Raw genomic sequence first — 15,236 nt, 5'->3', positions numbered from 1 at the left:
CCGTCTGTCTTTATTTCTACACCGTCAGAAAAATTAACTTCTGAAGATATAATTGTCATAAATGAAGATGTTGATACCAAAAATAAAATGTATAGCAATATGGATATCTCCACCTTGTATTGGAGTACAATATGGAGATGGGCTGTTTATACACACTGTGTAGCATCTTTTGTTGTGGTTGCATTAAAAATATTTTTAATGCAAGGGCATATCGACTCGAATATGTATTCGATCGTCTCTGCCCATTTTGGTAAAATTTACGTGCTTATTTCTTGTTGCTTCAGCGTCGTTGCGCTCAAACAGGCGATGGAAAAAAATTTCCATCGCCTTTCTAAGTAAACCCCTCCTAACCATGAATCGGCACAGGATAAGAAGGTCTCGGGTCGCCAAAGTCGTTAATAGCAGGACGAGGAGGGGCACTTTGTAGCTTTGATGGAGAGGTGCTCTGTTTTTGAGCGTTATCATTCGGATTTGTGTAATCCATGATTCCATCCATAAACCGCCCCACACCAAGCATAAATGCTTCTCCAGATTTCTCATATGCGGGGTTTCCAAATCCTGGTGTTTCTAAGTTCATACCTTCTGGCAGAACCATAGATTTAACCATCCCCAAGCAGAAATTGGCGGCTTGGCCAGCAGGATTATTAGGATCCGTAGCCACCTTATAGAAGGGTGAGCCGACAAATTGTCCATACTGCTGCAGTGATTGCACCGATGCGCGATTGGCTATGAAGCCTCCGACAATGGCACGGCATACTGTACTGGCGGCGCACCGACCTGCAGCAACAACGGCTGCACGAGCAGCGATGGCTCCGGCTGCAAGTGCTTGCCGTCCATCCGGATCCACAAACCCCACCGGATTGTTATTGTCAATATTATACGAGTTAAGGCCATCCAGCTGCAGCACGGGGTCGGGTTGGTTAAAGCGGCCCAGATGCATGTTATAGATGCGCGCGCCGTTATAGTTCATGTCGGTTTCGTCGTCATAGAACTGGCCGGGCAGGCGTTCGCGATAGTGGAAGGGAAAGGCGGCGCTGAGGCCGGGTGTGTAGTGCAGGGGCGACACGTCGGCCCAGGGGCCTGAGGCTTGCCAGTCCCAGACCATCGCGCCGTTCGCGCCGTTCAGGCGAATGGGCGCGCCGCGATAATCGGGATGCGCGGCATAGGCTTTGCCGTCGCCGCCACATTCATGGCCGTGGTGGAGGATTATGCGTAACACTTCCCTGGGGACGTTCTATCCAAATATTGTCGAGGGCATACTTTGCACGAGCTATTGATTCAAGATCGGCTGGTTCAATTAGTTCGACATCTTTTAGATATATCCTAACCACCTCTCTCTGATGGACATTAAATCGTTCTGTGAAATTCTTCCACCATACAGAGCTGTATTCTGACCACGTCTGTAATTCTGGAATGAATTTCTCTCCTGGGAGAAGGGCATCGACACCATATACGACCCAATCCTTATTTTTGGATATCTGTAGCAATAAAGAGGGAAGATAATAGTGATACGCTTCAGGAGTCATGTAACAGCGCTTTGTCGATAGTCCGCCGATCCATCTCCAATCTTCAAATGCTACGTCCGTCCAACGCCGTCCCATGAGTTTCTCCCGAAGGTCAAGCGGAAGCTCAAGGTCTGATGTTGCGTCTTCCGGGTTTTGGAAAAAACACTCCGGGACAGGCTCTATAGGGAATGCCTGCGTCAAGATATTTTCAAACACCGATTCGGTCGTCATGGCGTACACGTCGGCAGTAGGTTTCTGCAGCCAGATGCATAGTTGTCCACTCGGGCATACTCTTTGATATGGGCCACGTCCCCTCCGTGGAAGCATTCGTCCATAATCTGTTTGCGTGCAGCAGCGCAATCAGAAAAGAAGGCAATCTTTTCTTCCATTGAAGTGCAAGCATCTCCTGACCTGCAAATTTTTGGAGAAGGTTTGCAGGAGGAATCTACTTGCTGTTTTAGATCACGGTAGCGTCCTGGCTCACAATCCCCCGGGGGCCTTATACCTTGGCCTGCCAGAGAAGTGCATTGATCTTTGACGTAATGCCAAGCATCAGAAATCGCTTGTTGCCCTTGCGGCGATGCCGCGATTGTTATGCCTGTTCCAATACCCATAGCTACGCACAAATATGGCTGCGCGACACAAAGAGGTAAGACAGCCTGTGCTTGCCGTCCATCCGGATCCACAAACCCCACCGGATTGTTATTGTCAATATTATAAGAGCCGAGGCCATCCAGCTGCAGCACGGGGTCGGGTTGGTTAAAGCGGCCCAGATGCATGTTATAGATGCGCGCGCCGTTATAGTTCATGTCGGTTTCGTCGTCATAGAACTGGCCGGGCAGGCGTTCGCGATAGTGGAAGGGAAAGGCGGCGCTGAGGCCGGGCGTGTAGTGCAGGGGCGACACGTCGGCCCAGGGGCCTGAGGCTTGCCAGTCCCAGACCATCGCGCCGTTTGCGCCGTTCAGGCGAATGGGCGCGCCGCGATAATCGGGATGCGCGGCATAGGCTTTGTTATCGCCGCCCAGCACCGCTACCGGCGCGCCGTCCAGGCGCACCGTCTCCCATAAAGGCTTGGCGTCGGGGCCATACACGCCGCCCATCAAGCCGGACAGGTCATAGGCGTAGATCTCCTTACCCACGCCGCGCGTGCCGGGGCCCAGTTTCTCCACCCGCTGATCCGCGTGGTTATAGCGATACTGTGTGCCTTTATTCTTCACGCCCGAGGCGCGGTTCGCGCCGTCATAAGAAAGCTCCACGTCCTGCACGCCGTCAAAGGTCAGGTTCCCCGCCAAGTCATGGCGCATCGGCACGGTCTTGCCGTTGTTCTTCGTCACGCTGGTCACTTGGTTGCTGTTTCCCGCAATCATCGAGGTCACCGTGCCCTTCACACCGTCGCGCTGCGCCGTGCGATTGCCCGATGGGTCGAAATCATAGCGCCCCGTGATGCCGTCGGTAAAGGTGTAGCGGTCCAACCACCCATTCCCCGCATAACCAAAACGCTGCAGACCCAATTTGCCTTCTTGCAAAGTGGATAACCGCTCGGCCTGGTCATAGCCCATGGTGATATTCAAATCGGGAGTCGTGATCCCCGTGACATGCCCGTCCAGGTTAAAGCTGCGCCGATGCGCCTGCCCCAACGCGCTCCACCCCGAGGCCGGACCAAAGGCCTGATAGGTGATCCCCGTGATCAAAGCCGCGCCGTTCAGGCTGATCTGCGCTACCTGGCCGTTGGCGTTATAGGCGTAATTCAGCACCTTGCCCGAAGGCAACACCGCACGCACCGCGTTATGGGCGTGGTGAATTATTGCTGGATGGGCTGGGTCGAGATGACTCGGGCCATATTATACTTAGGCCATGTTCAGCCCAGAAAAGAGACGATGGGTCATTGGTTGCTAACGCTCGCACCCGCTGCAAGAACAGCCGAATGGCCTCCTTCTGCTTACCGTTAAGGCTTCCCACAAAATCTTTCCACCATTCACCGCGCGGCATATGTTGCTGGTTATCTGGAAGCACTACTTCAACACCATGTTGAAAATAATTGCTGTGTATGGAATCTAAGAGCACTGACGGAACGTAATAAATATATGCCTCAGTGGTCATGTAATCACGGAAATGAGACAGTCCGCCCAGCCATGCCCAATCATCATGAGTGACTTCATGCCATTTTTTTCCCATGACACGTCCTCTCAAATCCGAAGGTAGCTCCAGGAGTGACGCAGAATCTTCTTCACTTTGAAAGAAAGACCTAGGCATAGGAGAGACGGGGAACGCCTCCTTTATCGCCTGCGTGAGCAGGATATCTGTGATCATGGCGTGCATGTTGGTAAGAGTCCTTGACATGTGAACTGGCCAACTTTCATGTCAACATATTTTCTCTGATGGCCTTTATCTCCCCCTCTAAAGCACTCTCTCATTACTTGCTGACGAGCATCTCCGCAGTCAGAGAATTGCTGAATTTTTTGTCTCATGGATGAACATGATTCCCCAGGACGACAAATCCTCGGCTGCGGTTTGCATATGGTGTCAACTTGTTCTTGAAGATGTTTCTGATAACCAGGCTCGCAATCCCCCGGCGGTTTCATGCCCTGGCCTGCACAGACATTGCCGATGGTCATTCCAGCACCAAATCCTGCGGCCCCAACAGCGATATTGGTCGCAATATCCGCCGCCACGCCACCAACGCAGACGGGATTAGGTCCCATGATACACGCCGCCTCGGCTGGGTTGGGGATCATCCCCGTTGGATCGGTGTACTGCACCGGATCATTATTGGCATAAGCATAAGAGCCGAGGCCATCCAGCTGCAGCACGGGGTCGGGTTGGTTAAAGCGGCCCAGATGCATGTTATAGATGCGCGCGCCGTTATAGTTCATGTCGGTTTCGTCGTCATAGAACTGGCCGGGCAGGCGTTCGCGATAGTGGAAGGGAAAGGCGGCGCTGAGGCCGGGTGTGTAGTGCAGGGGCGACACGTCGGCCCAGGGGCCTGAGGCTTGCCAGTCCCAGACCATCGCGCCGTTCGCGCCGTTCAGGCGAATGGGCGCGCCGCGATAATCGGGATGCGCGGCATAGGCTTTGTTATCGCCGCCCAGCACGGCCACGGGGGCACCGTCCAGACGCACCGTTTCCCATAAAGGCTTGGCGTCGGGGCCATACACGCCGCCCATCAAGCCGGACAGGTCATAGGCGTAGATCTCCTTACCCACGCCGCGCGTGCCGGGGCCCAGTTTCTCCACCCGCTGATCCGCGTGGTTATAGCGATACTGTGTGCCTTTATTCTTCACGCCCGAGGCGCGGTTCGCGCCGTCATAAGAAAGCTCCACGTCCTGCACGCCGTCAAAGGTCAGGTTCCCCGCCAAGTCATGGCGCATCGGCACGGTCTTGCCGTTGTTCTTCGTCACGCTGGTCACTTGGTTGCTGTTTCCCGCAATCATCGAGGTCACCGTGCCCTTCACACCGTCGCGCTGCGCCGTGCGATTGCCCGATGGGTCGAAATCATAGCGCCCCGTGATGCCGTCGGTAAAGGTGTAGCGGTCCAACCACCCATTCCCCGCATAGCCAAAACGCTGAAGCCCCAGTTTTCCTTCTTGCAAAGTGGATAACCGCTCGGCCTGGTCATAGCCCATGGTGATATTCAAATCGGGAGTCGTGATCCCCGTGACATGCCCGTCCAGGTTAAAACTGCGCCGATGCGCCTGACCCAACGCGCTCCACCCCGAGGCCGGACCAAAGGCCTGATAGGTGATCCCTGTGATCAAAGCCGCGCCATTCAGGCTGATCTGCGCTGAAGGTTTTATTCACCTTTTTTGCGCCTCGAAAATAAGCCTAGAAACCCGTTGAACATATCCCACCAACCAATAAGCAGGCCGCATGCTGAGATTCCTGTGCCAATAACTAGAACCGCCCCACCAAATAGCATCACTACTCTCAAAGGTTCAGATATATAGGCGCTCCCAATGTGAGGGATAATAAGTGCTAGCAGCATGGCACAAAGAGTCGCAGGCAAAGCCAGCAGAAATCCAAATGCCATGATTTGGAGGCCACGATGCTTACTGTGCCATATAGTCTTGATATGTTTCACGATGGCCATCATTGCTTACCTCGGTGAGAAGAGATTTACGCATACGCTCCTCGTAGTACACTTCATGCGTGCTGCCCCAGCACCTACCCCAACACCCATGAATGCTTTGCCAAACCCAGTTACTTCTCTCTCATTCTCTGGAGCCGAAGCCGAGATAGCTCCCAATCCTATCACGCCCAAATCTAAGGTCATCTGGTTTGATGTTGATTCTGAATAGCCTCTACAAAAATTGTTTTTCTCAATACCTATGTTTCCTCCAAGGCCAATCATTCCCCCCAGAACCCCTATTTCCTGAGTGTTGTTGGTATCTTGGTGTATGATCGTGATCTGAGGAAGCGGGGTGCAAAGGTTAGTAACAAGACATACATTTCCGGTCGTATCAAAACCAACCCCCGTGTCTATGCTGCCTCCCCACATATTGACCAATGCCCCACCTCCAAATGTCACACTCACCTGTTTACGTCCATCCGGATCCACAAACCCCACCGGATTGTTATTGTCAATATTATACGAGTTAAGGCCATCCAGCTGCAGCACGGGGTCGGGTTGGTTAAAGCGGCCCAGATGCATGTTATAGATGCGCGCGCCGTTATAGTTCATGTCGGTTTCGTCGTCATAGAACTGGCCGGGCAGGCGTTCGCGATAGTGGAAGGGAAAGGCGGCGCTGAGGCCGGGTGTGTAGTGCAGGGGCGACACGTCGGCCCAGGGGCCTGAGGCTTGCCAGTCCCAGACCATCGCGCCGTTCGCGCCGTTCAGGCGAATGGGCGCGCCGCGATAATCGGGATGCGCGGCATAGGCTTTGCCGTCGCCGCCCAGCACCGCCACGGGGGCGCCGTCCAGGCGCACCGTTTCCCATAAAGGCTTGGCGTCGGGGCCATACACGCCGCCCATCAAGCCGGACAGGTCATAGGCGTAGATCTCCTTACCCACGCCGCGCGTGCCGGGGCCCAGTTTCTCCACCCGCTGATCCGCGTGGTTATAGCGATACTGTGTGCCTTTATTCTTCACGCCCGAGGTGCGGTTCGCGCCGTCATAAGAAAGCTCCACGTCCTGCACGCCGTCAAAGGTCAGGTTCCCCGCCAAGTCATGGCGCATCGGCACGGTCTTGCCGTTGTTCTTCGTCACGCTGGTCACTTGGTTGCTGTTTCCCGCAATCACCGATGTCACCGTGCCCTTCACACCGTCGCGCTGCGCGGTGCGATTGCCCGATGGGTCGAAATCATAGCGCCCCGTGATGCCGTCGGTAAAGGTGTAGCGGTCCAACCACCCATTCCCCGCATAGCCAAAACGCTGCAGACCCAATTTGCCTTCTTGCAAAGTGGATAACCGCTCGGCCTGGTCATAGCCCATGGTGATATTCAAATCGGGAGTCGTGATCCCCGTGACATGCCCGTCCAGGTTAAAGCTGCGCCGATGCGCCTGCCCCAACGCGCTCCACCCCGAGGCCGGACCAAAGGCCTGATAGGTGATCCCCGTGATCAAAGCCGCGCCGTTCAGGCTGATCTGCGCCACCTGGCCGTTGGCGTTATAGGCGTAATTCAGCACCTTGCCCGAGGGCAACACCGCACGCACCACCTGACCCGCCGCGTTGCGGGTATAGGTGGTCGTCAATGTCACCTTGTCCACGATCTGAGACTCTTGCGACAGATGGCCTTGGGAGTCATAGGCATAAGTCGTGCTGCCCGCCGCGTATTGCGCCCCCGTCAAGCGACCCTTGCCGTTCGCGCCTTGATCGTAGTGCAACGTCTCGACCTGGTTATCGCCATAGGTGATGCGCGTGGGGCGATCCAACGGATCGTATTCAAATCGGGAGGTCATGTTCCGCGCGTCGGTCTTGGTCAGGATGTTGCCGTCCAGATCGCGGGTATAGGTGGTCGTGCCCGAATCCGGGCTGTGCACTGCGATCACTCGGCCCATGCCGTCGCGCTGGATTTCCGTGACCAGGCCGCGCGGATCCATCTGATGCACCGGCAGGTCGTTGGTATCAAACGCCGTGTCGGTCTTATAGCCCAGCGCGTCCGTGCGCCGCACCGTGCGGTTCAGCTGATCAATGACAAAATCCGTCGGCTGATTCAGCGGATCGGTGATCAGCTCCAGATTGCCGTTGCCGTCGCGATCATAGAGGGTCGTCTGACCATAGGCCCCGATCTCGCGCGTCATCAGGCCGCGCGAATCATGGGCAAAGGCTCGCTTGGTCACCACCGTGCCGCTGGCGTCGCGCACCTCGCGTGCGGTGATGTTGCTGGCCGCGTCATAGCCCAGATTGATGCTGTTGCCCAAAGCATCGGTGGTGCGGACCAGACGATGCGCCGCGTCATAGCTGTGGGTAAAGCTGGCCCCCGTGGGGAGAGAGGTGCGCACCATCTGACCGGCGGCGTCATAGGCATACACGGTCTTGGCCGCGCCTTCGCTGCGCGAGGTTAAGCGGCCCTTTCCGTCATAGACCAGCGTGGTCACCAGGCCGTTGGGATCGGTGATGCGTATCGGACGCCCCGCCGCGTCATTGGTGATCTGCGTCACATGATTCATCGCATTGGTGATCTTGGCCAAGCCGCCCGCCGCGTCATATTCATAGCGCGTGGTGCGCCCGCCCGGGCTGGTCATGCTGGCCAGCTGGTTCTTGGCCGTGTAGGTGGCCGTCGAGGTCCAATTCTGCCCGCCCGCCGAGACCGTGCGCTTGGTCATATTGCCCTTGCCGTCATAGACCATGCGCGTGCTGCGCCCCGGCTCGTCAATCTGCGTGGGCAGGCGTAGGGTCGGGTGCCACTGCGTGGTCACGGTGCGCGCCAAGGCCGTGCCCGAGGCTTCGGTGCGCGAGGTTTCGAGGCCGCGATCGTTATGCGTATAGGTGGTGGTGTTGCCGTTAAAGTCCGTGGTGCTGGCCACATGCCCCTTCGAGTCATAGGTGGCGTTCTTGGCCGCCACCTGCGCCGAAGGCGTGCCCGTCACCGCCGTGGGTTTGGTGACGTTGAACTGCGTGGTCAGGCCATAGCTATAGCTGCCCTTGGGAGTCGTGATCGTGGCGGCGTTCGCGCCATAGGCCACGGTGACCTTCTCGGCCCCGCCCGCATGTTCGGACGAGATCGCCTTGCCCTTCGAATCATAGCTCCACGTCGCAAAGCGCGCGCCGTTTTCGTCCATGATCCCGGTCAAAGCGTGGGGGAAGCTGGCATTCTCATACACATAGCGCCGCGACGCGCCGCCCGGATAAGACACCGAGGCCAGATTGTTATTGGCGTCATAGCCATAACCGGTCACCGCCCCATCCGGACCAGTGACCGAGGTAACGCGCCCTTGCGCGTCGGTGGCGAAGGTCAGCTTATGGTTAAACGGACCCGTGACCGAGGCCAACGCGCCCGAAGCCGTACGGGCGATGCTGGTGGTCAACCCGCCGCGCGTGGCGATCGATGTCAGACGGCCCTTGGCGTCGAAGCGATAGGTGTTGTCGTCTTCGCCCTGCCATTGCCATGTGCCGTCGGCGTTTTGCGCCAGGGTGGAATGCACATCCGCCTCTGAAACCCACGCGCCCGAGCCGTTCTTGGTGAAGATAACCGACATACCGTCCGCCCGCGCCACCTGAGCCGAACTGCCCGAAGCCACCACCGACACGTCAAAGCCGCTGCGCCACCCCGCCCCAAACGATCCCCCGCCATCACCCAGCCCCTGACGCGAATCCTGACTGTTATAAAACCGCGCCAAAGACAACCCCGTATGCCCCGGCAAAGCAATATCCACCGCCGTCTCAAACTTATTTCCTGTGCTCACCTCAATCGGATTCCCACAACTGCTGGGCACCGGCTTGCACCCGCCGAGATTCTTTTGCGCGGGGTTTAGTGTGGGAGTGGCGGGGGGAGGGGGAGGTGGATCATTGGTGACGGTCCAAACAACTGAGTTCGTGACATTACCCCCTATTGTAAATTGTACGTGATCTTCTGTTCCATCATAAGTCCATTTGTTCGGATCGGGGTTGGTATGATCCCAATTTTCATTACTGTTTGTTTCACCTGAAGATAAAGAAAAAGACGTCATTTGCTTATTGCCAGAGATTCCTAATTGCTCCGATCTATCGTGATGTTCCTCATGCAGTATTTTACCATCAAGCGTGCTTCCTTCCTGTGTCCAAGATCGTCTTTCTCTGTCGATTCCTAAGTTAAATGAATCCACCTGACCGTTTATCATATTAACTGACCAAGATGTGGAAGTGCGACCACCTTTATAGAATCCAGGATAATCTCTTTTGTATTCATAAACTGTATATGAATTGTCTTCAGATGATGCTGAAATTCCTGATGCATTAAAATTGAGTACAGCACCGTTGCCAGATCTAACAACCGTGGCCTTGTCCAGCTCTGCTATCGAGTTATAACTCGTATACCCGCTAATTGCACCAGTATAATTTTTTTGTATTCCTGGTATAGCAAGAGAAACGTTTATAGATCCCGTACCACATACATCCGTGTAAATTATTTTTTTACCTTTCACTACAGTTGTTTCGGACCTAGGTGTGCATGGTTTCAGATTATACTTTGTAATCGTCAGATTTAATGTTGCGCCATGTACACTCCCAGCCGCCAGCACAGCGGCCAAAGCGGCGGAGCAAACGGCCAGCTTGCGGTTGTCTTGCCAGGCGGTGCGCAAAGATGGGGCCGAAGCCGGGGGAACGTCTGTCCGAGACAGATCGTTATCGGAATGATGTGAAAGCAGATTCGCTGCAAACCAGGTGGGACGCGCCATAACACATACTCCTGTATCAATACCGTCCTGAATATCGCGTGCAGGCATTCGCCATGGATGCGAAACTGATTGCCTGAAACACGGACAAGAACGGACTGGTTGAATGTCTTTGACCCAAAGAGCGAACAAGTATCCGGAAATACAACAGGGGAGTTGATACTTATCCGTTCTTATTGCACAGACCTGTACGCCCTCCCCCGGCACGCCGTCAACGGGCAAAAATGCTTTCTTTATTACAACTTGTTTTTATTGGCTTATTTTGTGTTCGTCATCAAAACCGCGCCCTGCCTGCCCGCATAGGGTTTATGGCTGGAAGGACCCTATAAAATCAGGTGCGGCGGGGTGGCCCCCAGCAGAAAAGCGGTCAATCTTCTTTATTTATCATTTTGTTACAAGGGGGTCATGCCCAGCACAAGGGGGCACCCCCCAGCAGACCTGACCCCCGAAATTGCTTCGCCCTCTTGCCTTACCATCGACCTCGTTAAATCAACTTTGAACGAGGTCTCCGATGACAAGTTCTGTTTTACGAGAAGCGGCGTCCATCAACCGCTCCAATCTGCTGACCCGCAAAGAGGCGGCGGGCTATCTGGGCGTTAAGGAACAAACGTTGGCCTGCTGGGCCTGTGTTGGGCGTTATCGCCTGCCCTTCGTGCGTGTCGGGCGTTTGGTCAAATACCGGCAGCAAGACCTTGATGCCTTCATTCTTGAAAACCGTATCGGTGCGGAGGGCGGCCATGCGGATTGATCGTGATGATTTTTTGCGTGTGCATGAGCAGGCGATGCCGTTCCTGCCTGCGATCCTGCGCCGCCTGTTGCCACAGGGCAAGATTGATGGCCATGAGTATGTGGCTTTGAATCCGCGCCGCGCCGATTCCGCGCTTGGAAGTTTCAAGGTCAATCTGCTGACCGGCAAATGGGCGGATTTTGCGGTGGACGCATCCGGCGGGGATGTGACATCGCTGGTCGCTTATGTTCTGCGTCTATCTCAAAGCGACGCGGCACGAGCTGTCATGCGCATGATCGGGGGTGCGCCATGATCGCGCCGCAGCGACAACCGCAGCCATGCGACACGGTTCAAACACCGCCGGACATGCTAACGGCCCCCTTGCAACCTAAAGAAATAGCGACAGCGCAAAACGGTGGCAAGAACGGGGCGCATGAGAAATCCGCCAAAGCGCCCATAATCCCTGTTCCCGCCGATGCTCCACCCTGCAATTTTGCCCTGCCCGATCTTGGAGGCAAGCCCGCAAAGCTGTACCCCTATCACCAAGCCGACGGCCAGCTGATCGGATATATGGCGCGTTGGGATATGATCAATCCCGACACAGGCGACCGCGACAAGAAAATCTTGCCGGTTTGCTATTGTGACCTCAGCAGCGGCAAAAAGGCATGGCGCAGCGCGGGCATGCCGACGCCGCGCCCCCTCTATGGATTGCCGGAAATCCTGTCACGTCAGGACGCATCCATCATCGTCTGCGAAGGGGAGAAGACCGCCGATGCGGCCAAAATCCTTTTCCCTGATTATGTCGCCACCACGCCAATGCACGGGGCGAAATCCCCGCAAAAGACCGCCTGGTCTGCCGTCAAAGGACGGCGCGTTGTCATCGCCACCGATCATGACGAGGCCGGCGGTCAGTTTGGCGATGCCGTTTATGATCTGTGCATGGCCGCAGGCGCGGATAGCGTTTTTCATCTGCCCGCCGAGGCAATCGGGAAACGGCGTCCGGTCGAAACCGGTTTTGAGCCGCGTGGCAGCGATGTGCCGCAAGGTTATGATCTGGCCGATGCCTTTGAGGAAGGTTGGACGTTTCAGGATATGGAGCGGTTTCTTAACCTCGCCACCATGGCCCCCTATATCAAGAGATCAGAACTTATCGATCTGAACGAAAAACTGGGATCAACCTTTCGTTTGACACCAAACGGCGTGGAATATGCCAAACCTGTCAAGGATGATGACGGCAACCCGACGACCGAATGGACGTGGTTCTGTTCATGGCTGGCGATTACGCATCAGACCCGCGATGGGCAGGCTCGCAACTGGGGGTGCGTGTGCAACATCATCGACAATGACGGCAGGCGCAAGGAATATGTCTTGCCTATGTCCGCGCTGGCAGGTGATGGGGTGGCGTATCGAGAGGAATTGTTATCCCTCGGCCTGCGCCTTGCGCCGAACGGAAAGCCGTTGCTGCACAGCTATATCACGACGGCAAACCCGAAAGCCCGCGCCACCTGCGTCCTTAAATGCGGATGGCATGGGGCGTGCTATGTCATGCCGAACAAAATTTATGGGCGTGTTTCCGGTGAACGGATCGTTTTGCAGAACCTTGGCGGCGTCCGGCATAACGCTCTTAAGGGTTCGTTGGCCGATTGGCAGCAAAACATCGGAGTCTTATGCGAGAATAACAGCCGTCTGATTTTCTCGGTATGCGTTGCCTTGTCCGGCATTGTGCTTGAGCCTTTGGGGGAAGAAAACTTCGGCTTTCATGTCGAGGGGCCATCGTCTATCGGCAAAACAACCTTATTGCATATCGCTGCGTCAGTCTGGGGATCAGCGGTTCAAAGCTGGCGCACGACCGACAACGCCGCCGAAGGTTTGGCGCGACAAGCGAATGATGGGTTCCTTGCTCTTGATGAATTGTCACAGGTGGACGGCTTTGCCGCCGATGCCATGGCCTATATGCTGGGCAACGGCGCAGGCAAAGCGCGGTCGCGCCGCGATGGTGTGGCCAAACCGGTGGAGCGTTTTCGCTTGGCCTTCCTCAGTTCCGGTGAGACGGGGTTGGCGTCGAAGGTGCAGGAAAGCGGCAGGCAGACCAAGGCCGGTCAGACCGTCCGCTTTATCGAAATTCAGGCCGATGCCGGGAAAGGCCATGGCGTTTTTGATGACCTGCATGGGTATGAGGACGGCAACCGATTTTCCATAGAATTAAAACATCATACCGGCCAATTCACCGGCACCGTTGCAGATGCCTTTCTGACCATGATGTGCGCCCATCGGGATGCCGTTATTCAAAGTCTGATGAATGCAAGAACGTGCTGGGTCGCCGAGCATGTCCCTCCTGCTGTCGATGGCCAGGTGCATCGCGTGGGGCAGAAATTCGCGCTGGTGGCCGCTGTTGGCGAGTTGGCCATCGCGTCAGGCATCCTTCCTTGGCCCACAGGAGCCGCAGAGAAAGCCTGCGCAGATCTTTTAAATGATTGGCTGAAGGCGCGCGGCGGAACGAAAGCCCATGAGACCCAAAATGCTGAGCATCGCCTTCGCGCCTTCATCGCCCAGCATGGCGGGGCAAGGTTTGAGCCGGTATGGCTGGAGGCGGCAGGTGATCCACCGGATCGCAAGACCATCAACCGCGCCGGGTTCAAGCGCATGACCGAAGCCGGTGCGTGGGAATATTTTGTCCTGCCCAGCGTCTTTGAAAAAGAGGTGATCGCCGACCTAAACAAAACGCTGGTCAAAGGGCATCTTGCCAGCGCGGGGCTGATCTTGCGCGACACGGCAGGTAAGTACACGCCAAGCATCCGAGTGCCGGGGCATGGACAGATGCGCCTTTATCATGTCCCGTCAACTATCCTTGCCATGGAGGATGCCCATGCCGATGCATGAGTGTTTTTCAGGATTGTTTTCCGCCGCGCCCGTGAAGAGTGTTGCGCGTGTTTCAGGTGTTGCAACGCCAGAATTTGGCCGTAAATCCAGCGAGAACGAACAAAACACCCCGTGCAACACGGGCAGCCGCGACGGTGTTGCACAGGAAAGCAAGGAAACTCAAAGGGATCAGATACGCAAAACACCTGCAACACCGGAAACACCCACAAAGCACCATATCAGAGAAGATTTCTTGAACTGTGTGGACAGGTTCTGTGCCATGTCGCGTCCTGAAATTTATTCGGCGGAACGCTGGGCACAGTTTCAGGCGGATGCAAAATCGTTTTGTGATTTATGGGGTTCACAGGTCGCGGCTCTGGGGTGGAATCCGGATTCTGTTTTTGCCATCCCCGACGGTCTGATCCCTCTGATCGAAGGCGGCGATATTCTGGCCGTATGTGAAAAGACGGCGGTCATCCGCGCCACCAGCCGAAAACAATTCAACACCATCCGCTTTAAGGCTCTCTCCGGTGAGACAGTCCCCAAATGGCATGTCTGGGCTTCATGGTGCGAGCCATGAATAAGAAAGATTCCCATCCTCAGAAAGGAAAGAACATGGCCGGAGATACCAAGGCAACGAAGACAGATAAATCAAGAAACATTGTAGTCGCCGAGAAGCCGGATAAGTCGCGGGACGCCATGATGGCTGAACTTGCTATGGGCGGCGTCGTTAATGGCGCGACGCTGGCCGTGGATTTTTCAAAGGGCACCTATGGGGAATTAAGCCTGACCGATTGCATCAGCGCGTTGAACAAGAAAGCCCGCAACGTTCACAAAGGCGATTTGAAGGATGCCGAAACGCTTCTGACCGCCCAAGCCTTTGCGCTGGACACGATTTTTATGTCCCTGGCGCATCGGGCACAGCTGAATATGGGGGAATATTTGGACGCCGCCGACCGTTATATGCGGCTTGCCCTGAAGGCGCAGGGGCAATGCCGCGCCACGCTTGAAACGCTGGCCAATATCAAGAATCCGCCTGTCGTCGTCGCAAGGCAGGCGAATATCGCGCATGGTCCGCAACAGGTGAACAATGGCGCAGTCCCCATCGCGCATGCGGGCGCGGGAAATTTAAAATCCGCGCAGAACGAACTATTGGAGGATAAGAGCCATGAGACAGAGCGGATGGACATCAAAGCGCCGTGCGCAGCAGGCCAAGGCGATCCGGCGATGGAAACCCTGGGCGCAATCCACCGGCCCACGCAGCCCTGACGGCAAAGCCCGCGCCGCCCGCAACGCCGACAAGGGCGGCCATTGGCGAGAAACGCGGGAACTTTTT

12 protein-coding genes are annotated in these 15,236 nt (G+C 55.8%); 5 read left to right on the top strand and 7 right to left on the bottom strand.

The annotated features are described in order from the left end of the window. Window positions 1-346 precede the first annotated feature (346 nt). Genes IPI58_08760 through IPI58_08730 form a run of 7 tightly spaced genes read right to left on the bottom strand, consistent with a single transcriptional unit; the run spans window position 347 to window position 9,348 of the window. Window positions 347-1,219, bottom strand: coding sequence for an RHS repeat-associated core domain-containing protein (locus tag IPI58_08760; GenBank protein ID QQR68905.1), 873 nt, complete (start codon window positions 1,217-1,219; stop codon window positions 347-349). Further along, complete coding sequence (locus IPI58_08755; protein QQR68904.1) at window positions 1,188-1,736, bottom strand: hypothetical protein; 549 nt, start codon at window positions 1,734-1,736, stop codon at window positions 1,188-1,190. Before IPI58_08755 ends, IPI58_08760 begins: the two co-directional genes overlap by 32 nt. Further along, window positions 1,733-3,286, bottom strand: a complete 1,554-nt coding sequence (locus tag IPI58_08750; protein QQR68903.1) for a hypothetical protein — start codon at window positions 3,284-3,286, stop codon at window positions 1,733-1,735. The genes IPI58_08755 and IPI58_08750 overlap by 4 nt, the downstream gene beginning before the upstream one ends. A 4-nt stretch (window positions 3,287-3,290) precedes the next feature. Further along, window positions 3,291-3,824: a hypothetical protein gene (locus tag IPI58_08745; GenBank protein QQR68902.1), complete on the bottom strand. Its 534-nt coding sequence runs from the start codon at window positions 3,822-3,824 to the stop codon at window positions 3,291-3,293. Further along, on the bottom strand, window positions 3,812-5,260 hold the full coding sequence (locus IPI58_08740; GenBank protein QQR68901.1) for a hypothetical protein: 1,449 nt from the start codon (window positions 5,258-5,260) through the stop codon (window positions 3,812-3,814). Before IPI58_08740 ends, IPI58_08745 begins: the two co-directional genes overlap by 13 nt. Window positions 5,261-5,295: 35 nt before the next feature. Continuing rightward, complete coding sequence (locus tag IPI58_08735; protein QQR68900.1) at window positions 5,296-5,595, bottom strand: hypothetical protein; 300 nt, start codon at window positions 5,593-5,595, stop codon at window positions 5,296-5,298. 3 nt (window positions 5,596-5,598) lie between these two features. Beyond that, complete coding sequence (locus IPI58_08730; protein QQR68899.1) at window positions 5,599-9,348, bottom strand: RHS repeat protein; 3,750 nt, start codon at window positions 9,346-9,348, stop codon at window positions 5,599-5,601. Window positions 9,349-10,825: 1,477 nt separating this feature from the next. On the opposite strand from IPI58_08730, the gene IPI58_08725 reads away from it, so the two are divergent. The 5 genes from IPI58_08725 to IPI58_08705 are packed head-to-tail and all read left to right on the top strand — an operon-like array spanning window position 10,826 to window position 15,169. Then, window positions 10,826-11,062 carry a helix-turn-helix domain-containing protein gene (locus tag IPI58_08725; GenBank protein ID QQR68898.1) on the top strand — a complete coding sequence of 79 codons (237 nt, stop codon included), beginning with the start codon at window positions 10,826-10,828 and terminating at the stop codon, window positions 11,060-11,062. Then, window positions 11,052-11,354, top strand: a complete 303-nt coding sequence (locus tag IPI58_08720; protein QQR68897.1) for a hypothetical protein — start codon at window positions 11,052-11,054, stop codon at window positions 11,352-11,354. The genes IPI58_08725 and IPI58_08720 overlap by 11 nt, the downstream gene beginning before the upstream one ends. Continuing rightward, complete coding sequence (locus tag IPI58_08715; protein QQR68896.1) at window positions 11,351-13,921, top strand: DUF927 domain-containing protein; 2,571 nt, start codon at window positions 11,351-11,353, stop codon at window positions 13,919-13,921. Before IPI58_08720 ends, IPI58_08715 begins: the two co-directional genes overlap by 4 nt. Beyond that, window positions 13,908-14,480 carry a hypothetical protein gene (locus tag IPI58_08710; GenBank protein QQR68895.1) on the top strand — a complete coding sequence of 191 codons (573 nt, stop codon included), beginning with the start codon at window positions 13,908-13,910 and terminating at the stop codon, window positions 14,478-14,480. Before IPI58_08715 ends, IPI58_08710 begins: the two co-directional genes overlap by 14 nt. Next, the gene (locus IPI58_08705) at window positions 14,477-15,169 is read left to right on the top strand and encodes a hypothetical protein (GenBank protein ID QQR68894.1); all 693 of its coding nucleotides are present in this window, start codon (window positions 14,477-14,479) and stop codon (window positions 15,167-15,169) included. The genes IPI58_08710 and IPI58_08705 overlap by 4 nt, the downstream gene beginning before the upstream one ends. Window positions 15,170-15,236 lie beyond the last annotated feature (67 nt).

The organism is Alphaproteobacteria bacterium, assembly GCA_016699305.1.
Taxonomy (GTDB): Bacteria; Pseudomonadota; Alphaproteobacteria.
Note: the sequence above shows the minus strand (reverse complement) of the source record. Positions and strands in the feature narration are given on the sequence as shown.